Origin of the sequence: Caulobacter sp. RHG1, assembly GCF_013181195.1 — a bacterium.
Lineage (GTDB): Bacteria > Pseudomonadota > Alphaproteobacteria > Caulobacterales > Caulobacteraceae > Caulobacter.
The window spans coordinates 308,607-327,761 of record NZ_SMZP01000001.1 but is presented as its reverse complement, the minus strand read 5'-3'; the positions used below and the strand labels follow the sequence as shown (position 1 = coordinate 327,761).

Below are 19,155 nucleotides of genomic sequence, written 5' to 3'. Positions count from 1 at the left end.
AAGAGCTAAGCAGTCGCCCCGACCCAGTGGAGGTTTTTCGAAGATGAGTTCGCGTGTGAAGTTGGCGCGCCGCGCCGCCCTGGTCGGCCTGGCGATGTCGGTGGTTTCGCCGGCCTTCGCCCACCATTCGTTCTCGGCCATGTACGACGCGGCCAAGCCGGTGCGGCTGAGCGGCAAGCTGGTCAAGGTCGAGTGGACCAATCCGCACTCCTACTTCCACCTGGAAGTGAAGAGCGCCAGCGGACAGACCTCGGTCTGGGCCTGCGAGGGCGCAGGGCCGGGCGCGCTGAACCGGCGCGGCTTCAGCAAGGGCGACATCAAGGTCGGCGACACGCTGATCGTCGACGGCTACCTGGCCAAGACCGGGGCCAAGATCATCGACGCCCGCCGGATCACCCTGCCGGGTGGTCGCGTGGTCGCCGGCGGCACCCCCGGTGACGGCGGCCCCGGCGACGCCGGTCCCGCCGCCGCTGCGCCGCGTCCGCGCTGATCGATAACTTCCATGTCCGTTCTGCAGTCGGCCATCCATTGGGTCTATGAGTGGCCCATTGCGACCGCGGTACGCGAGTCTGAGCTCGCGTTCCCGATCATCCAGACCTTCCACATCATCGGCATCGCCCTGATGGCCGGGCCTATCGCCCTGGTGGACCTGCGCCTGCTGGGCGTGGTGTTTCGCCGCCTGGCGCCGGTGACGGTGGCCCGGCCGCTGCTGCCGGTCACCTGGGTCGGCTTCGCGGTCATGGTGCTCAGCGGCGGCCTGTTGTTCGTCGCCCAGTCCGAGAAGATTTACGAGAACCTCTTCCTGCGCATCAAGTTCGGCCTGCTGATCGTGGCGGGGATCAACGTGCTGCTGTTCCACTCGACGACCTACAAGGCGATCGAGACCTGGGGTGAGGGGGTCATTCCCCGTTCTGCGCGCGCCGCGGGGCTGGCCTCGCTGCTGCTGTGGGCCGGGGTCATCGTGACCGGCCGCCTGATCGCCTATTATTGAGAGCTGGGGACCGCGATGTCGCTTCTCGACGCCTTCCTGTGGCTGGGCGAAACCTGGCCCGGCCAATTCCTGAAGGCCTCCACCTTCGCCTTTTCGATGGTCGAGTCCTCGCACCTGCTGGGCCTGGCCCTGCTGGGTGGAGCGGTGCTGGCCGCCGACCTGGGCGCGCTGCGGGTGATCTTCCGGGGCACGCCGGCGGTCGCCGTGGCGGACGGGGTTTCGAAGGTGTTCTGGACCGCGCTGGGTCTGGTCGCCGTCTCGGGCGTCCTGCTCGTCGCCGCCGGACCCTACAAATACTACACCAACCCGCTCTTCCCGGTGAAGCTGGCCTTGCTGGTCGTGGCCTTGGGGCTGCAGGTCGGCGTGCTGACGACATTGCGTCGCGAGGGCGCTGAAGCCCTCAGTCGCGTGCTGGCCGGCGCATCGTTGTTCTTCTGGTTGTCGACCCTGGTCGCCGGACGGTGGCTCGGCCTGATCTGAGGTAACCAACAGTTATAAGTTGGTGAAAAAATACCATAAATTCAACTGGTTGAGTAGTTTTCGGCGATCTGTTCCTTCTCCCCCTCAACGACAAGTGAGCGTCCTGAGGGGATAACATGCGCCAAGTCTTCAACACCCGCCGCCGACTTCTGACCGCCGTTGGTTTCTCGATCCTGACCGCCTCGCCGTTCGCCGCCCACGCCGACGAGGCGACAGTCGACGGGCAGGTCGACCAGGTGGTGGTAACTGGCTCCCGCGGCGCGGCCCGCACCGTCAGCAGCGCCCTGGCCCCGATCGACGTTCTGAGCAACCAGGCGATCGAGCAGGCCAACAAGGCCAACCTGCTGGAGCAACTGGGCGCGACCCTCCCGTCGTTCTTCGTGCCCAACGTCCCGACGCCCAACATCGGCAGCATGGTCCGCGCCGGCCAGCTGCGCGGCCAGAACCCCGGCCACACCCTGGTGCTGGTCAACGGCAAGCGCCGCCACTCCACCGCTTTCCTCGGCGCCGGCGGCTTCTCGGCCACGGCGCCCGTCGACTTGTCGATGATCCCCAGCGGCGCCATCAGCCGCATCGAGGTTCTGCGTGACGGGGCTTCGGCGCTGTATGGCTCGGACGCGATCGCCGGCGTCATCAACATCATCACCGAGGACGACGCCGAGGGCGGCTTCGGCTCTGTCCGCTATGGCGAGTACACCAAGGGCGACGGCGCCACGACGGTGGTCCAGCTCAGCCAGGGCTTCAAGTTCGGCCAGGGCGGTCACCTGCGCCTGACAGGCCAGTACGACGACCAGAAGATCGTCATCCGCAACAGCCCGGTGAACCCGAACCTGCTGTTCTACTTCCCGATCAGCACGATCACCGGCCAAGAGGTCGTTCCCGCCGGCACGCTGAACAGCAATCCCAGCCTGCCGGCCAACGCCATCCCCAATCCGCGCGAGGCCACGCGCGACAACAACGCCTGGAAAAACCTGGGCAAGGCGCCGTTCACGCTGAAGTCTCTGGCCGCCGACATCGCCCATCCGATCGGCGAGACCGCCGAGGCCTATGGCTTCTTCACCTACGCCGAGCGCACTTCGGCCGCGCCGCAGAACTTCCGCACGCCCAACCGCGACGAGGTGGTGCGGGCGATCTATCCCGACGGCTTCACCCCGGTCGAGGAGATCGACGAGAAGGACTACTCGTCGGCCGTCGGCATCCGCGGCAAGGACCTGGCCGGCTGGGACTGGGATCTCAGCACCAACTACGGCCGCGACAAGGTCGACCTCTATGTCACCAACTCGATCAACGCCTCGTGGGGCCTGGCCAGCCCGAAGGATTTCTACCTGGGCAGCAACCGCTATTCGGCCTGGACCAGCAACCTGGACTTCAAGCGCTCGGTGAGCCTGTGGTCGATCCCCACCGACCTGTCGGTAGGCGCTGAGTACCGCAAGGAAGACTTCGCCCTGACCGCCGGCGACGTGGCGTCCTACACCTGGGGCGTGCCCGGCGTGAACTCGGCCGCCAATCCGCCGCGCGTCCTGGACGGCCCGCGCGCCGGCCAGATCATCCCGCGCTCGCTGGGCGTTTCGCAGGCCCTGCCGGGCTACAGCCCCGCCGACGTCCAGAACATCGATCGCAAGGCCCTGTCGCTGTATGTCGGCGCTGGTCTCAACCTGACCCCGCAATGGACCGTGGACCTGGCGGCCCGCTACGAGGACTTCTCCGACTTCGGCTCCAAGTCGACCTGGCGCGCCTCCAGCCGCTACGAGATCAGTCCGCAATTGGCGGTGCGCGGCACGGTCAGCACCGGCTTCCACGCGCCGGCCCTGGCGTCGCTGTCCTACCGCTCGACCGGCAACTCCAACACCAGCACCAACTACGTGCTGTCGGTGCTGTCGCCCGAAGCCCAGGCCCTGGGCGCCTCGCCGCTGCAGCCGGAGACCTCGGTCAATCTCAGCTTCGGCGTCGTGGCCGAGCCGTTCTGGGGCATCAAGCTGGCGGTCGACGCCTATCGCATCGACGTCGAGAACCGCATCACCCAGATCGCCAACTTCAACGTCGCCGCCCGCCCGCTGGGCCCGGCCACCGGCAGCCCGTCGCTGTCGGAGCAGCTGACCAACGGCCGCATCCTGCGCGGCGACGGCATCAGCTATCTGGTCAACTCGTCGGACATCCGCACGGACGGCATCGAGATCACGGCGGACAAGGTCTTCCGCCTGGAGCGCGACACCTTCACGCTGGGCTACGCGGCCAACTTCAACAAGATCTCGCTGCGCAAGATCTATGACGCGCCGCCGGTGCTGGCCTCGTACGGGATCACGCTGCTGGACGCGAGCGCGGCCACCAACCTCAAGAACTCGGTGCCCAAGTCCAAGCACATCCTGTCGGCGGGCTGGAAGCGTGGGCCGTTCGACGTCAATGTGCGCCAGAGCCACTGGGGCAAGCTGCGCCGCTCGGGCACGGTCAATGTGCCGCCGACCACCGGTCCGTGGGCCGGGATCACCCAGTATGATTACGATATTGGCGGCCTGTGGACGACGGACCTCAACGTGTCGGTCGACGTGCGCGAGAATGTTCGCCTGACGGTGTCGGGCAACAACATCTTCGGGGCCAAGCCGACCAAGACGCCTGATCCGCTGCTGCCCGCCCAGGCGCTCTACTCCTACCAGAACAACGGGGCGATCGGTCCCGAGGGCGCGTTCTGGTCGGCGACTGTTCGTTACCAGTATTGATGCGCTGGGGACGCCGGCAGGCAGAGCGCTGCCGGCGTCCCTGTGATCGAAGCGGCCGCGCCGATCAAGCCCGCAAGGCGCCCGGGTTGCCGTCCTCGACGATCCAGGTGTTCAGGGTGGACAGCGAGGCCTTCGGATCGCGGACGTCGCTGACGGTCTGATAGCGCGTGGTCATGAGGCGCGGCGTGACGTCGATCGACATGTAGCCCCGCACGCGGCTGTCGAAGAACTTGATGTGCGGATTGGCCGGCATGACCGACATCAGCCCTTCGTAGGGTGGGCCGCCCGAAGTGATGGAGGTGCCCACGAACTCGGTCGCCACCGTGGGCGAGGCTTCGTCACGGCTGTCCAGCTTGACGTCGTTGGTCCAGAACGAGTGGTAGTCGCCGGCCAGGACGACGGGGTTGCGCGGCTTCAGCGTGTGCAGGGCCTGGGTCATGCGATCGCGGGCGGCGGGGAAGCCGTCCCAGGTGTCGGTCCAGTAGCGGGTTTCCTGGTCCGGGCGCTCGAACCTCAGGCCGGCCATCACCAGGTCCTGGCCCAGGATGGTCCATCGGGCGTCGGTGCGGGCCAGGCCGTCATAGAGCCAGCGCTCCTGTTCGAAGCCCAGGAAGGTGCGTGACGGGTCCAACCGGTCTGCGCACTGGCTGTCGGTGACGATTTGGCCCTTGGGACCGCCTTCGTCCACGCAGGCGCCGCGCGAGCGATACTGGCGCCCGTCCAACATGTAGAACTCGGCCAGGCGGCCGTAGCGGATGCGCTTGTGGATGGGCATCTGCAACTGCGCATCGACGGTGGCGCGGCGGATCGGCATGGCCTCGTAGAAGGCCCGATAGCCGGCGGCGCGGCGGCGCAGGAAGTCACGTGGGCTGCCGCCCTTGTTGGGCCAGATGCCGGAGTAGTTGTCCAGGACCTCATGGTCGTCCCAGGTGACCAGGCACGGGGCGGCCGCGTGCAGTCGCTGCAGGTCGGCGTCGGTGCGGTGCAGGGCGTAGCGATTGCGGTAACCCGCCAGGGTCGTGGCTTCCTCGAAGCCGTAGTGGCGAACGGCCCCGGCCGCGCGCTCCCCCGTGCGGGTGTATTCGTAGATGTAATCGCCCAGGAACAGGGTCAGGTCCGGCGCTTCGTCGGCCATGTGGCCATAGGCGCTGAAATAGCCGACTTCCCAGTTCGAGCAGGAGGCGACGGCCAGCTTCAGGCGCTCGACGGCGGCGTTCGGCGCCGGCGCGGTGCGGGCGAGACCCACCGGGCTTTGCTGCCCGGCGGCGGTGAAGCGGTACCAGTACGGACGACCGGGACGCAGGCCTTGGACCTCGACGTGGACGGCGTGGGCGCTGGCGGCGTTGGCGGTGACGCGGCCGCTGGCGACGGGGCGGGTGAAGGTCTCGTTGGCCGACACTTCCCACAGCACCTCGACCGGGGCGGACAGTCCGCCTTGGCCGTCGGGGGCGATCGGATCGGCGGCCAGCCGGGTCCACAGCACGAAGCCGTCGGGCCAGGGATCGCCGCTGGCGACGCCCAGTGGGAACAGGTAGGCGCCGCCGGCATGCGCCTGGCCGAAGCGCAGCACCGCGGGGGCGGCGACCAGACCGCCGATCAGGGCGCGCCGGCTGATCGGCGTCGAGGGGGTGAGCAGAGACATCGTCGGCGTCCTGAAGGGGCGGCAGCAAGGAGCGGCGGACCGGACAAGCCGGCCCGCCTGGGTAGGTTTTGCTTAGAAGTCCATGGTCAGGCGCACGCCGACCGTGCGGCCCTGGTTGGGCGAGCTGGTCGGGCGGGCGCCGCCGTTGAAGTTGTTGCGGGTCTCTTCGTACTTGGTGTCGAGGAGATTGCGCGCCCACAGCGAGGCGCGCCAGTTGGCGTCCGACGGGCCCATGGACAGGTTGGCGTTGACCAGCCAGTAGCTGGGCAGCACCGAGGTCGAGGCGGCGTTGTAGATCGCGTCGCGGTAGTTGTAGTTGGTCTCTGCGCGCCAGCTGAAGCCGACCATCTGCCAGTCATAGGCGACCGAGCCGCCATAGTTCAGCTCCGGGAACTGCAGGGGTTCGCCCGAGCGGTCGTTGGAGATGATGACGTCCCAGGGGCCGTTGACCGGGTTGGCGGCATTGGTGGCGGCGGCGTCGATGGCGAAATACTCGCTGTACTTGCCCTTCTTGTAGCCGAGGTTCTGGCTGATGGTCAGGCCCTTGACCGGCATCCAGGTCGCCTCGATCTCGGCCCCGTAGATTTCCGACTTCGGCACGTTGGTGATCTTGCCGAGTTGGCCGGTCTCGCGGCTGTATTCGTTGCCTTGGATCTGCTGGTCTTCGTAGTCGTAGAAGAACGCCGCGCCGTTGACCCGCAGGGTGTTGTCGAACAGGTCCGACTTGATCCCGGCCTCGTAGGCGATGACGACTTCCGGCCTGAACGGGGTCTGCGACTGGCCGTTGTAGGTGGTGAAGCCGCCCGACTTCACGCCCCGCGCGACGCTGGCATAGAACAGGGCGTTTTCGGCCAGGTCATATTCCAGGCCAAAGCGGCCGGTCCATTCCGAAAGGGAGGTCTCATAGGTCGTCGCCGGCCCGGCCGCGACGTTGATGCGGCGCGTGCCGGTGGTCGTCAGGCTGCGGTCTTCGTTCTCGTAGCGCAGACCGGCGATCAGGCTGAGGCGATCGGTCAGGGCGAAGCTGTTGTGGGTGAAGATCCCGATGGCTTCGACCGACTGGTCATAGGGCGTGTGGATCAGGTTGCGGTTGGCGCCGCGGAACTCGGTGTAGAAGCCGCCGTCGATGCTTTCGTCGGCATAGTGGCCGCCGACCATCCAGTTCAGCCGGCCGACCTCGTTCGACAGGCGCACTTCCTGCGAGAAGGCCTTGATGTCGTTGTAGAAGTAGACGTCCGACTCCGCCGCCGAGGTGCCGTCCCAGTCGTTGTACTCCGAGCGGCTGAAGGTCTGGTAGGCGGTGATGGTGTTCAAGGTCGCCCAGCCCAGGTCGGCGCGGACGCGGGCGCTGATGTCAAGGCCTTCGTTGTCGCGGCCGGGCTTGGAGCCCAGGGCGCGACCCGAGACGGCGGCCATGGCTTGGGAGAGCTTCCAGCCGGTGATGCGGCGCGCCGTGTCGGTGGGATAGGTCACGCTGCCGTCGAAGACGGGATAGGGCGCGCGCAGGCGGAAGCCCAGGCCGTCCGACTTGTCGACCTGGTAGGTGGCGGACAGATCGACGGTGGCGTTCTCGGAGGCGTCCCAGGTCAGGCGGCCGCGCACGGCGGTCTTGTCGCGATCGCCCAGTTCCTCGCCGGTGTCGCGGTTGTACTGCCAGGCGCCGCCCTGTTCGGTGACGGCGGCCAGGCGACCCCGCAGGCCCGGCGCGATCTGGCCGGAGACATAGCCTTCGATCATGTAGCGGTCGTACGAGCCGTACTCGGCGGTGAAGCCCGCGCGCCGCTCGGCGGTCGGGGCGTTGGTGATGATGTTCACCGCGCCGCCGGTGGTGTTGCGGCCGTAGAGCGTGCCTTGCGGGCCGCGCAGCACTTCCATGCGGGCGATGTCGAACATCGCGCCCTGGGTGGTGATCGTGTAGGGGTGGGCGACTTCATCGACGTAGATGCCGACGGTCGAGGCGTTGTTGCTGGAGTATTCGCGCGTGCCGATGCCGCGAATGCGGAAGCTGGGCTGGCCGCTGCCGAACTGGCTGTCGACCTCCATGTTCGGGACGACGTTCTCGATGTCGTTGACGACGCTGACGCCCTTCTCGGCAAGGTCCTTGCCGCTGATCACGGTCAGGGCGACGCCCACGTCCTGGCTGGACTGCTCGCGACGCTGAGCGGTGACGACGATGTCGTCGAGCACGGTGGGCTCGTGCGTGGGGCGGGTTTCCGCGGCCGCCGCGGACTGAGCAATGGCGAAGGCCAGGATGGCGCAGGATGCGCCAGTGAAGAGACGTTGCATGGGTCGATCCATCGGGCCGACGCGCGAACCCCTCAAGGGCGCCGGCTGGGGTTCAAGACGGCGTTGCCGAGCGGGCGAGGGCGCAGAGCGCAAGCGCCGCCGTGAGCCGGGGGGATCACTCCGGACGGTCGCTTGCTGTTGTCAAAAATAACAACCGCTCGACAACGCCGGCCCGTGTAGTCCGTGGCTGCAATAGTTTCGTGACGGAAATGCTCGATTTTTGCGCGAATGACGATCGAGCGACGTTCTTTGAAATAACGAATGCTCGACTCAGCGCAGGTGCATCGCGACAAGCCGGTGGGCGGCCTCGACCATCTGGCGGGACGTCGGCTTTTCCCCCAGGGTGGAATCGATCAGGGCCCGGCCCTTGATCCACAGCGCGAACCGCGTGGCGGCCCGGCGGCTCAGCGCGAACTGCGGCGGCCAGACTGCGGCGCGCCCGACGTAGGTGCCGCCGCCCTCCGGTCCTCTGAGGATCATCGCCAAGGTCTGCAGTTGCGGATCGCGGCGCGCCTCCAGGCAGATGTGGGCGATGAGGCGGGCATAGCGCACATAGAAGCCTTCACCGGGGAGGGCGCTGGCGCGTGCGGTGTTAGCCATCAACGCACTCCAGCCTTCCAGGGTCGGCGAGGCCGATACGGCGGGGCGGCGATAGTCCAGTTGCTGGGGCATGTCCCGGAAGACGCAGCGCCAGATGGCGTCGATCTGAAACCGACGCATGTCGCTCCAGTGATAGGCGATGGTCGAGGTCGACACGCCCGCGGCCTGGCAAACGGACCTGTTGGTGACTGCGGGCAGGCCGCCGAGCAGAATCTGGTCGGCGGCGATATCGAGGAGTTTCAATCGGATCACGCCGTTGGGTCCGTCGCCGTTCGGCGCCTCGGGTATGGTCATTCGCGCCACATAGGCCTCGGTGGTGGTGGCCGGAGCATCCTCCAGTCCGAAGGCCCGATCGACCAGTCCCGCCAGGCCTTCGGCGGCGATGGCTTCGTAGTCGGCCCGGTCGGCCAGGGCGCCGGCGTAGAATTGCTCGATGACCAGATAGGTCGTGACGACCTCCGCCATCGGCTGCAACTTGGGATCGCGGGAGAGAAAACCCTTCCAGGCCGCCAGGCGCATGGCCTCCCACGCGCGCAGTGTCGAAACCAGATCCTGGTCGGCGTCGACCACGAGCTCTTCCCAGATGCGCACGAACGACGCCGACAGCGCGGCCCGGCGGCGCAGATAGCGACCCAGGATCGCCAGCAGGGCGTCTCGGCTGGGCTCCAGTTCGCCCAACTCGCCGAAGAAGCGCTCGTGAAAGGCCCTGTCCTGTTCCAGGGCGCTCGTGGAAAGGGCTGTGATCAGGCCCCCGCGCGAGCCGAACAGGTTGACGATGACGGTGGTGCTCTTGCCCAGCGCCTGGGCGAGGTCCCGGAGCGTCAGGCCTCTCAAGCCGACCCGGGCGACGATGGCGGCGGCGGCCTCGAGGACGCGTCCGGCGTCGATGGATCGGGGCGAAACGACAGGTTCGGATCTAGGCGCCATGCGCCTTTCTTGATGTCAGGGTTTGGTCGATGTCGAGAGGCAATGGCCTTCTGATCGCCGGGGCGGGTCCAAAGACTTCAGGGCTCACCCTCCAAAGATGAAGTCAGCCCTGTAGTAGCCAGCAGCCGGATCGAGGAGGTTCACGGCGTACGGCGCCGAACCGTCGGCCAGGTCGGTAAGCCAGGCGTCGTTCGAGCGCGCGATAACGCCCAGGTTCTCGGTCGCCGCCGCGGCCAGCAGGAAACCGACCATCGCCGCCTTCGTGCCGACGCCCTCCGCCGGGTCGCCGCTGAAGCTGGCGAGGAACGCGATGCGGCCTTCCAGCAGTTGGGAAACCTTGGCGTCGTTCGGCACGCTGCCGAAGATGACACCGTAGGCCTTCCGGGTGGCCTCGAACAGGGTCAGCGACCCGTACTCGGTGGCGAAGCTGTCCTTGGCCTCGCCGTTGCGGCCCAGGTTCATGGCGAAGTTGATGTAGCGGTTGACGGTGTTGAACTTGGCATAGGCCTCGCTGTTGAGGTTGGCGCCGTTGGGGCCGGTCGGCGAGACCAGGAAGTCGAAGCCCCGTGCGCTCGGGACCTTGCCGGTGAAGAACTGGTAGCTCATCGACGCGACGGAGGTGGTGGCGTCGGCCGCCTTGACCAGTTCGGCGATCGCTTGCGCATCCGTCAGTCCGCCGGCGACCTTGAGCATCAGATCGCTGGCGATGGCGCCCTGCGAGGCCTGGGTGCTCGCGCTCCGGAGGATAGACGCGAAGGCCGTCTCGATGGCGGCCGAGAAGCTGACGGAGAGCGCGACAGACTTGTCGGAGAAGCGCAGGATTTCGACATTGTTGAGCTGGTCCGCGCCATCGGGCGAGCCGGGCCGCAGGTCGCGAACCGTCCAGGAACCGTCGGCGGCCTTGGTCCAGCTGTAGTCCGCCGCGACCCCTGAATAGATCGCCGTGTCGACGCCATCGCCGCCGTCGATGAAGTCATTGCCAGCCCCACCTGTGATGAGATCGGCGCCGCCGTGGCCGAACGCCTTTTCCGCCCCCTCGCGCAGCACGATGGTGTCCGCCGCGGCCGAGCCCTCCACGGAGGCGTTCTTGGCGAAGCCCAGCAGCCCCGTGGCGCGGCCTACAGCCAGATAGTGCTCCAGACCGCTGGCGTAGGTCTTGGCCTGCACCGCTGCGGCCGCCGACGTATGCTCGGTCAGATAATAGGCCTCGTTGAAGCCGGACGCGCCCTGCAGCGCCGGATTGACGCCGCCGGGGCCGGTCGAGAGGGCGACCTTGGGCGTGACGTTGAAGAAGTACTGCTCGTAGGCGGATGTGGAGAGCCAGACGTTTTCGGACGTGACAAAGCCCAGCTTCTTGTCCGGCGTCATATAGGGAAAGAAGGTGTGGGATATGCCCTGGAATGAGTTTCGGCCGATGCCCATGCCGACCAGCAGGGCGTTGGCGGCCTCGGTCAGGGCGCTGAACTGGCTCCACAGGGCAGAGACGAACTTGCCGTTTCCGGTGTTGATGAACACCTCGTTCGAGGCGCTGTTGGGGCGGACGCCGCCGGTGATGTAGTCGGGTTCCGCGGTGGAGATCAGATCCAGGAAGCCATCGCCGTTCACGTCCGCCAGGATGGAGTCGTGGGACGGCTCCTGCTTGCCCAGATAGGCGTTGTAGAAGACCTGATCGGTGACGTCGGTGAACTTCAGCCCCCCGTCGTTCCTCAGCACCTGGGTGACGGAGTAGTCCTGTCCGCCATCGACGTCGCCCTGGTTCCAGACCATCGAGTTGATGAGAATGTCCATCAGGCCGTCGTTGTTGTAGTCGAACGGCATGACCTGGATGTCGTGCGACAGTTCGCTGGCGCTGAAAGCGGCGCCCGCATAGGTGCTGTCGCGCACGAAGTAGGGCAGGGGCAGCTTCGTCAGCTTGCCGTAGGCGCTCGCGGCCTCGAACTGGATGTCGGAAATCACATAGCTGTCGCCCCGCCGATGGTCCTGACGCGTGTTCAGGTCGACAACCACGACATCGGTCTTGCCGTCCCCGTCGAAGTCGGCGAAGGCGCTGGCCGAGCCGCCGCCCCAGTTCCCGGCTTGCCAGGCGTCGGATTTCTCAAGGTCGGCGATCGAGCGATCGAACACCAGAGGATACGATTTGAAGCCGCCCTGGCCGTCGTTCATCTCGAGCAGGAGCACCGACTTGGAGCCGGACGCCTGGTACCAGCTGCCGTTGGCGCCAGTGGCGAAGATCGCGGGGAACGCGCCTTCGGAATAGTAGGCCGACAGCACGGCGTCGATCTTGCCGTCACCGTCGAAGTCGCCGACATGGCCCTCGTGCGCCGTGACCAGGAACGCGCTCTGTTTGGCGGTGAAGCCTGACGCCGTCCAGGTGAACAGCGTGGTCTGCGTGACCGTGAACGGGCTTTCGTTGTGCCCGGCGATGAACAGGTCGTTGCGGCCGTCGCCGTTGAAATCCGCGATCCGCAGCATCGCCGTGCCGGGATAGCTGCTCACGCCCAGCAGCGCGGCGCTGTCGACGATCTTCGTGCCTGTCGGTGACGTGGAGATCACCGTGATCGGCACGGCCGGCGGCTTTCCAGGCGCGTTCCAGCCGCGGTACGACCAGCCGGACAGAACGATCTCGGGCCAGCCGTCGCCGGTCAGGTCGCCATAGGTGCTGAAGAGAAGATTGGCCACGGTCGCGCCAGAGGGATCCATGCCCTGCCGCGCGACCTTGCCGATGAAGGCGACGTTGAATGCGCTGCTCGACCACGCTGCGGTGGTGGGGAGCGGGTTCAGCGTGATCGGCGTCGGACCGGGCATAAGCGTTCTCAACTGTTGGGCGCAGCTGTGGAGACGCGGCGGTTCGCGGCCAGCGCGCGTTACGCCTTTGATCGACGGTATCGGCCAATGGATGCGGCCCCATCCCCATTTGAGGGGGCTGGAGCATCAGGGCGCCGGATGCGCTCCTTGGCCTGACACGGTCTAGGTCGGCAGGGGGCCGTCGTAGCTGGCGCGCGCGGTGCGGCCGATCATCGGCTCGGCCATGGCTTCCTGGGCGTGGGCGATCCAGCCGATGGCGCGGCCGATCGTGCCCAGGGCCAATTCGTTGCCGGACAAGCCCAGCCGATGGCCCAGGAAGGCCAGCAGCACGATGACGCCCGGTTCTCGCGCGGTAAGGTCCGTCACGACATGGACCGCGGCCTCGAGCTTTCGAAACAGCGGGTCGTCGGCCAAGGCCGCGCGGCAGGCCGACAGCAGCGCCTGAGCGCGTCGGTCGCCGCCCATGTGCATTGGCAGGGTCTCGAAGCCCGCCAGGTCCTCGCCGGCGCGGAAACGCGAGATGATCGGCTGGGCCGGATCAGCGGCGTTGAGGATCTCCAGCACCAGGCGACGCACGGCCTCGTAGCGCTGGATCTTGGCCTTCTGGCCGGTGGCGGCGACCAGGCCGACCAGCACTGCCGCATAGGGGGTCAGGCCGGTGCTGGCCGCTGCCCGCACGGCATGGGTGGTGGCGGCGAACTCGTGGTCGGCGATCAGGATCAGGGCGCGCCGGATCAGATCCGAAAAGGCCATGTCGGCGCCCAGGACGCCGGCGATCGCAAGATGCAGCGGTGCGGCGGACGGGGCATCGGCGCCCAGGATCAGCGCCGTCAGCCAGCGCAGGGCGTCCGCGCCGGAGGCGGCAAAGCCGGCGGGGGAAAGGTCGAACGCCCGGGGATTGGCGCGCTCGATCAGCGGCAGCAGCGACATCGCCCGGTCCAGCGTCGGCGCGTCGTTCAGGGCCACGAGAATCGCTGGCAGCATAGGCGGCGCATGTGGCAAGCGGTCAGTGAAGATCTGGTCCGCCGGGACCTGCCAGAGCAAGGCGGCGACCTCCTCGACGCTCGAGCGCTCGGCCAGTTCGACGACGTCCTGGCCGCGATAATAGGTTCCGGTGGCGGTCAGCAGGGTGATGCGCGTGGACGGCGCGGGCGGTTCGGTCCCCTGCGGTTCGAAGGTCGTCAGCAGCGCCTGGATGTCGGCCCGCCAGTACCGCCTGCGGCGCGTGCCAGGCACGGCGAATGACCGCAATCCCTTGCGGCTGACATAGGAGTAGAGCGTCGGAACCGAGATGCCCAGCGCCTCGGCCGCCTCCGGCGCGTCCATGTAGAGATCATCGCTCATGCGCCTTTTTCCAAACATCGACGCAATTCGTCAAGATTGACGAACATTGATGCGCCGTGTGTCCTTGCGCTCAAGACGGCCGCAGAGCCGCATCAGAGGGAAAGGAAACAGCCATGAAGAAGGCGATCATCGCCGCGGCGCCGCTGGGCGTCGTACTGGCCGCGACGGCCTCGGCCGCCATTGCGCAGGTTTCGGCCGCGCCGCAGCCAGCCGCCACGATCGACGAGGTCGTCGTCACGGCCCAGCGTCGGGCCGAGAATGTCCAGGACGTGCCGATCACCATGAACGTCTTCGGCGCCAAGCAGATCGAGCAGGCGCGCATCACCGAGGTGGGCGAGGTCGCCAACCGGACGGTCGGCTTGAACTTCGACGCCTTCCCGACCAGCCAGCCGCGCCCCGCGATCCGCGGCATCGGCTCGTCCGACCGGGGCGCGGCGGGCGATCCCTCGACGGCGGTGTTCATCGACGAGGTCTATATGGGCCGGCCGGCGGCGGTGGCCTTCGACGCCTTCGACGTCGAGCGCATCGAGGTGCTGAAGGGGCCGCAGGGCACGCTGTGGGGCAAGAACGTCGTCGGCGGCGCGCTGCACGTCGTCAGCCGTCGGCCCAGCCTGGCCGGTTTCGACGCCAGCGTCGCCGCGACCTTGGGCAACTACGATCGGCGCGAACTGGCGGCCTACGCCAACCTGCCGCTGGGCGAGACGGTGGCTTTGCGGATCAGCGCCAGCACCCGTCAGCACGACGGCTTCGTGCGCAATCTCAACCTCAACAACCGCGTACAGGACGACGACACCCAGAGCCTGCGCGCCCAACTGCTGTTCAAGCCGAACGACCGGCTGACGGCCCTGATCGCCGCCGACGGCACGCGCAACCGCGCCACCCTGCCGGCGCGCCACACGATCGGCGTCGACCCGGCCAGTTCCAGCGCGGCGGTCTGGCGCGGAGCCGTCGATCGCGATCCCGGCGTCACGCGCATGGACATCAATGGCGACGACCATCGCGACACCTACGGCGTGCGCCTCAATCTCGACTACGATTTCGGCAAGGCGATCCTGTCCTATGTCGGCAGCTATCGCTGGCTGGACTACGACTCTTTCGGGGATGGGGACGGGGGCAATCCGACCACCAACCGCATCAACATCCGAGGCGGCCAATACGAGGAGACCGAGTTCTGGAGCCAGGAACTGCGGCTGACGGCGGCGCCGGGCGGCCCGCTATCCTGGGTGACGGGGCTCTATCTCTACCGCGCCGACACCAGCCGCACCGACCTGCTGGTGCTGGACAGCCCGCCAGCGCCGTCGAACACCTTCCTGGCCCGCGATCAGTACGACCAGAACAACGTCACCGACAGCGCCGCGGCCTTCGCCGACGTCACCTATGCGCTGACCGATCGCCTGAAGGTCTTCGGCGGCCTGCGCTATTCGCGCGACAAGAAGGACTACGGCGTCTCGACCCAGGCCAGCACGGCGCTGGTCCGCGCGGCCAGTCGCTACGCCATCCGGGCGTCCGACTCCTGGAACCAGCTGACCTGGCGCCTGGGCGCCAACTACGAACTGTCTGACGACGCCATGGCCTATGGCTCGATCTCGACGGGCTTCAAGAGCGGCGGCTACCAGGACACGCCCTCGACGCCGACCTCGGCGGCCACGCCGTTCGACGCCGAGATCGCCACGTCCTACGAGATCGGCCTGAAGACCCAGCTGTTCGGGCGCACCCTGCTGTTCAATCCCAGCCTGTTCTGGATCGACTATGACGACCTGCAGGTTCGTCGGACGGTGGGCTTCGACACCTTCACGACCAATGCCGGCTCGGCGCGGATTCGCGGGGCTGAGATCACCACACAGTGGACGCCGGGCGGCGGCTTCTCGCTGGGCGCGGCCTACGCCTTCACCGATGCGCGGTTCGTCGATCTGGTCACGGGCGGGGCGGACCTCTCGGGCAATCGCCTGAACCGCAACCCACGCCACAAGATCTCCCTGTCGCCGGCCTATGAGCGGGCTCTGGCGTCGGGCGGCGCCGTGTTCGGGGCGGTGGACGTCAACTACGAGAGCTTCATCTTCGACGACATCGACAACAACCGCATCAATGTCCGCCCGGCGCGGACCCTGGTCGACGCCCGGCTGGGCTATCGCAGCCCGGACGGACGCTGGGAGGCGGTGGTGTGGGGCAAGAACCTGACCGACGAGGTGACGATCACCCACCAGTACATCCTGGCGGGCGGCCAGTTCGCCTATTTCGGTCCGCCCAAGACCTACGGCGCGACCCTGCGCTGGCGCTACTGAGGGGGCGGCCGTGAGTTCCTCGCTTCTCGCCTTCGCCGGGTTCGCGATGGTCGCCGTGTTCATGACGCTGATCATGACCCGGCGACTGTCGGCGGTGGCCGCGCTGATCCTGGTGCCGGTCGTGGTCGCGGGGCTTTGCGGCTTCGCCCCCGCGATCGGCCAGATGATCGTCAAGGGCCTGGTCAAGCTGGCCCCGACCGCCGCGGTGCTGCTGTTCGCGGTCTTCTATTTCGGCGTGATGATCGACGCGGGCCTGTTTCGGCCGCTGGTCGACCGGGTGCTGACCATGGTCGGTGGCGATCCGCGCAAGGTCGCCCTGGGCACCGCGGCGGTGGCGGCGATCGTCTCGCTGGACGGCGATGGGGCCACGACCGCCATGGTGACGATCACGGCCTTCCTGCCGATCTACAGCCAGTTGGGCATGAACCCGCTGATCCTGGCCGCGCTGCTGGGCTCGTCCAACGCCATCATCAACATGGTGCCGTGGGGCGGACCCCTGGCGCGGCTGGCGGCGGTGCTGCAGGTCGATCCCAATGCGATCTTCCTGCCGCTGATCCCAGTCATGGCGGTCGGACTGCTGGGCGTCGCGGCCCTGGCCTGGCATCTGGGCGGCGTCGAGCGTCGGCGGTTGGGCGTGCAGGAGTTGACCCCCGACGCCTGGCGCGTCGATCCCGCCCAGGCCGCGCTGGCGCGACCCAAGCTGTGGTGGCTGAACCTGGGGCTGACGATCGTCGTGCTGCTGGCCGCGATCCTGCGCCTGGCGCCGCTGCCGGTGGTGTTCATGATCGGCTTCGCGGTCGCCCTGACGCTGAACTATCCGCGGCTCGACGATCAGCGCGCGCGTCTTGCGGCGCACGCACCGGCGGTGATGGGCATCGTCGTTCTGGTGTTCGCGGCCGCGACCTTTACCGGCGTCCTCGAAGGGACCGGCATGGTCGCCGAGATGGGCAAGGCGTTCCTGGCCGTGCTGCCGCCGGCTTGGGGACCGCATCTGGCGGTGGTCACCGCCTTCGCCAGCGGCCCGATGACCTTCTTCCTGTCCAACGACGCGTTCTTCTTCGGCATCGTTCCGATCATCGCCGAGATGGGCCAAGCCTATGGCATCGCGCCCGAGGCCATCGCCCGCGCGGCCATGCTGGGCCAGACGGTCCATGTGCTGAGCCCCTTGGTGGCGGCGGTCTATCTGGTCGCCGGCCTGCTCAATGTCGATGTCGGCGCCATGCAGCGGTTCGGCCTGAAGTGGGCGCTGGCGTTGATGACCCTGATGATCCTGGCGGCCGTAGTTTTCGGCGCCGTTCCCCTGTCCGGAAAACCGATCGCCGCCCCGACCGCCGAGGCGCCGGCGGCCCCAGTTCTCGCGCGGAGCGCATCATGACCGATTTCGAAGACACCCTTGTCGTCGTTCCCGTCGGCGCCCTGGGCGCCGGCATCGACCCCGAGCATGTAGAGGCGGGCCTGGCCCAAGGCGCGCACGCCATCGCGCTGGACGCCGGCTCGACCGACAGCGGCCCGTCCTGCCTGGCCACGGGCATTTCCAAGTATAGCCGCGAGGCCGTGAAGTCGGACCTGCGGGTGCTGATGGCCGCGCGCGCCCAGTACGGCGTGCCGCTGCTGATCGGCACCTGCGGCACGGCCGGCGGCGACGCCGGTGTGGCCTGGACGCTGGACATCGCTCGGGAGGTCGCCAGCGAACTGGGGCAGAGCCCGAAGATCGCGACCCTGCACTCGGAGCTGACCCGCGAACAGCTGCTGGCCAGGCTGGAGGCCGGCCAGATATCGCCCCTCGCGCCGCTGGGACCGCTGGACGCCGCCACGGTCGAGCGCTGCGAGCACATCGTGGCCCTGATGGGACCGGAGCCCTACATCGCCGCCCTGCAGGACGGGGCCGACATCGTCCTGGGCGGGCGGACCACCGACACCGCCGTGATCGCCGCCGTGCCGCTGATGCGCGGGGCAGGGGCGGGGGCGGCCTGGCACGCGGGCAAGATCTCCGAATGCGGCGGTCTCTGCACGGTCGATCCCACCGACGGCGGCGTCCTGATCAAGGTCGGGCGGGAGGCGTTCGAGGTCTGGCCGCTCAGCGCCCAGAACCGCTGCGACGTCTACAGCGTCTCCTCGCACATGCTGTACGAGAACAGCGACCCCTTCATCCTGACCGAACCCGGCGGCGTGCTGGACGTGACCCAGGCGCAGTATGCGCCGATCGGGGAGCGGGGCGTGCGGGTGACGGGGTCCCAGTTCCTGCCCCGGCCCTACACCATGAAGCTGGAAGGGGCGGCGCTCGGGCCGTTCCAGACCCTGATGTGGGTCGGCATCGCCGATCCCGCCGTGCTGGCGGTGGTCGACGGGTTCGTCGCGACCCTGCACGCAGCCCTGGTCGAGCGCGTGCGCAAGGTCATGGGCTTGGCGCCGGAAACCTTCGACATCTCGCTGCGCCCCTATGGCTGGAACGCGGTGTCGGGCCTGCCGACCGCCGAGGGAACCGCGCCGCCCCGCGAGATCGGCCTGATGTTCGTCGCCACGGCCGAGACCCAGGATCTGGCCACACGCATCGCCCGAACCTGCAATCCCTACTTCTTCCATTTCCCGGTCCGTCGCGGGAAGGAGCTCCCCAGCTACGGCTTCCCGTTCTCGCCGGCCGAGGTCGAGCGCGGCCGCGCCTACGACTTCGTCCTCAACCACGTCGTGGCGACACAGGATGGGCTGGAACTGGTCCGCCGCGACATGATCGACAGCAAGACCCCGGAGATCGCCTGATGGCCCAGCTGAAAGACGTCGCTCGCTATGTGCGCTCCAAGGCGGCGGGGCCGTTCTGGATCACTGTCGACATCTTCTTTCCCTCGCGTGAGGTCTTCGACAGCAGCAAGGACGCGCCAGAGCTTGCCACGACGGCCATCGAGCGGGCGTTGCGGCTGGAGCCCGGCTCCGCCAAGCGCGTCGATGTTCCCGACTTGGCGGTGATCAAGTACGCCTATCCGCGACGCCACGCCCAAGGCGGCGCGTTCGAGCGCGACATGCACGGCGGCCAGCAATTCGTGCCGTTGCTGGAGTTGGAGATCTAAGCCGCTTGTCTTCACGCGCCGC

13 protein-coding genes are annotated in these 19,155 nt (G+C 67.6%); 8 read left to right on the top strand and 5 right to left on the bottom strand.

Translation table 11 applies throughout. The features are described 5' to 3' along the window. Positions 1 to 43 precede the first annotated feature (43 nt). From E1H18_RS01530 to E1H18_RS01515, 4 genes are all read left to right on the top strand, one after another. Positions 44 to 490 carry a DUF6152 family protein gene (locus tag E1H18_RS01530; protein WP_172263011.1) on the top strand — a complete coding sequence of 149 codons (447 nt, stop codon included), beginning with the start codon at positions 44 to 46 and terminating at the stop codon, positions 488 to 490. Positions 491 to 502: 12 nt separating this feature from the next. Continuing rightward, on the top strand, positions 503 to 991 hold the full coding sequence (locus E1H18_RS01525) for a DUF6644 family protein (RefSeq protein ID WP_172263009.1): 489 nt from the start codon (positions 503 to 505) through the stop codon (positions 989 to 991). A 15-nt stretch (positions 992 to 1,006) separates the two neighbouring features. Then, positions 1,007 to 1,471: a DUF6644 family protein gene (locus E1H18_RS01520; RefSeq protein WP_172263007.1), complete on the top strand. Its 465-nt coding sequence runs from the start codon at positions 1,007 to 1,009 to the stop codon at positions 1,469 to 1,471. 116 nt (positions 1,472 to 1,587) lie between these two features. Beyond that, positions 1,588 to 4,185, top strand: coding sequence for a TonB-dependent siderophore receptor (locus E1H18_RS01515; RefSeq protein WP_172263005.1), 2,598 nt, complete (start codon positions 1,588 to 1,590; stop codon positions 4,183 to 4,185). Between the two features lie 64 nt (positions 4,186 to 4,249). Here the strand turns inward: E1H18_RS01515 and E1H18_RS01510 are convergent, their stop codons facing one another. From E1H18_RS01510 to E1H18_RS01490, 5 genes are all read right to left on the bottom strand, one after another. Next, a complete protein-coding gene (locus tag E1H18_RS01510) occupies positions 4,250 to 5,827 on the bottom strand; it encodes an alkaline phosphatase (protein WP_172263003.1) in 1,578 nt (525 codons plus the stop codon). Positions 5,828 to 5,899: 72 nt separating this feature from the next. Further along, on the bottom strand, positions 5,900 to 8,113 hold the full coding sequence (locus tag E1H18_RS01505) for a TonB-dependent receptor (protein ID WP_172263001.1): 2,214 nt from the start codon (positions 8,111 to 8,113) through the stop codon (positions 5,900 to 5,902). Positions 8,114 to 8,383: 270 nt separating this feature from the next. Continuing rightward, positions 8,384 to 9,640, bottom strand: a complete 1,257-nt coding sequence (locus E1H18_RS01500) for a TetR/AcrR family transcriptional regulator (RefSeq protein WP_172262999.1) — start codon at positions 9,638 to 9,640, stop codon at positions 8,384 to 8,386. A gap of 84 nt (positions 9,641 to 9,724) precedes the next feature. Then, positions 9,725 to 12,445, bottom strand: a complete 2,721-nt coding sequence (locus tag E1H18_RS01495; RefSeq protein ID WP_172262997.1) for an FG-GAP-like repeat-containing protein — start codon at positions 12,443 to 12,445, stop codon at positions 9,725 to 9,727. Positions 12,446 to 12,607: 162 nt separating this feature from the next. Beyond that, positions 12,608 to 13,789 carry a citrate synthase gene (locus E1H18_RS01490; RefSeq protein WP_172262995.1) on the bottom strand — a complete coding sequence of 394 codons (1,182 nt, stop codon included), beginning with the start codon at positions 13,787 to 13,789 and terminating at the stop codon, positions 12,608 to 12,610. A gap of 113 nt (positions 13,790 to 13,902) precedes the next feature. On the opposite strand from E1H18_RS01490, the gene E1H18_RS01485 reads away from it, so the two are divergent. From E1H18_RS01485 to E1H18_RS01470, 4 genes are read left to right on the top strand one after another with little or no spacing between them, the layout of a single operon-like run. Further along, positions 13,903 to 16,071, top strand: a complete 2,169-nt coding sequence (locus E1H18_RS01485) for a TonB-dependent receptor (RefSeq protein WP_172262993.1) — start codon at positions 13,903 to 13,905, stop codon at positions 16,069 to 16,071. 10 nt (positions 16,072 to 16,081) lie between these two features. Next, positions 16,082 to 17,446 carry a CitMHS family transporter gene (locus E1H18_RS01480; protein WP_370526388.1) on the top strand — a complete coding sequence of 455 codons (1,365 nt, stop codon included), beginning with the start codon at positions 16,082 to 16,084 and terminating at the stop codon, positions 17,444 to 17,446. Then, positions 17,443 to 18,828: an acyclic terpene utilization AtuA family protein gene (locus E1H18_RS01475; RefSeq protein WP_172262991.1), complete on the top strand. Its 1,386-nt coding sequence runs from the start codon at positions 17,443 to 17,445 to the stop codon at positions 18,826 to 18,828. Before E1H18_RS01480 ends, E1H18_RS01475 begins: the two co-directional genes overlap by 4 nt. Continuing rightward, positions 18,828 to 19,133: a DUF4387 family protein gene (locus E1H18_RS01470; RefSeq protein ID WP_172262989.1), complete on the top strand. Its 306-nt coding sequence runs from the start codon at positions 18,828 to 18,830 to the stop codon at positions 19,131 to 19,133. The genes E1H18_RS01475 and E1H18_RS01470 overlap by 1 nt, the downstream gene beginning before the upstream one ends. Positions 19,134 to 19,155: the final 22 nt, after the last annotated feature.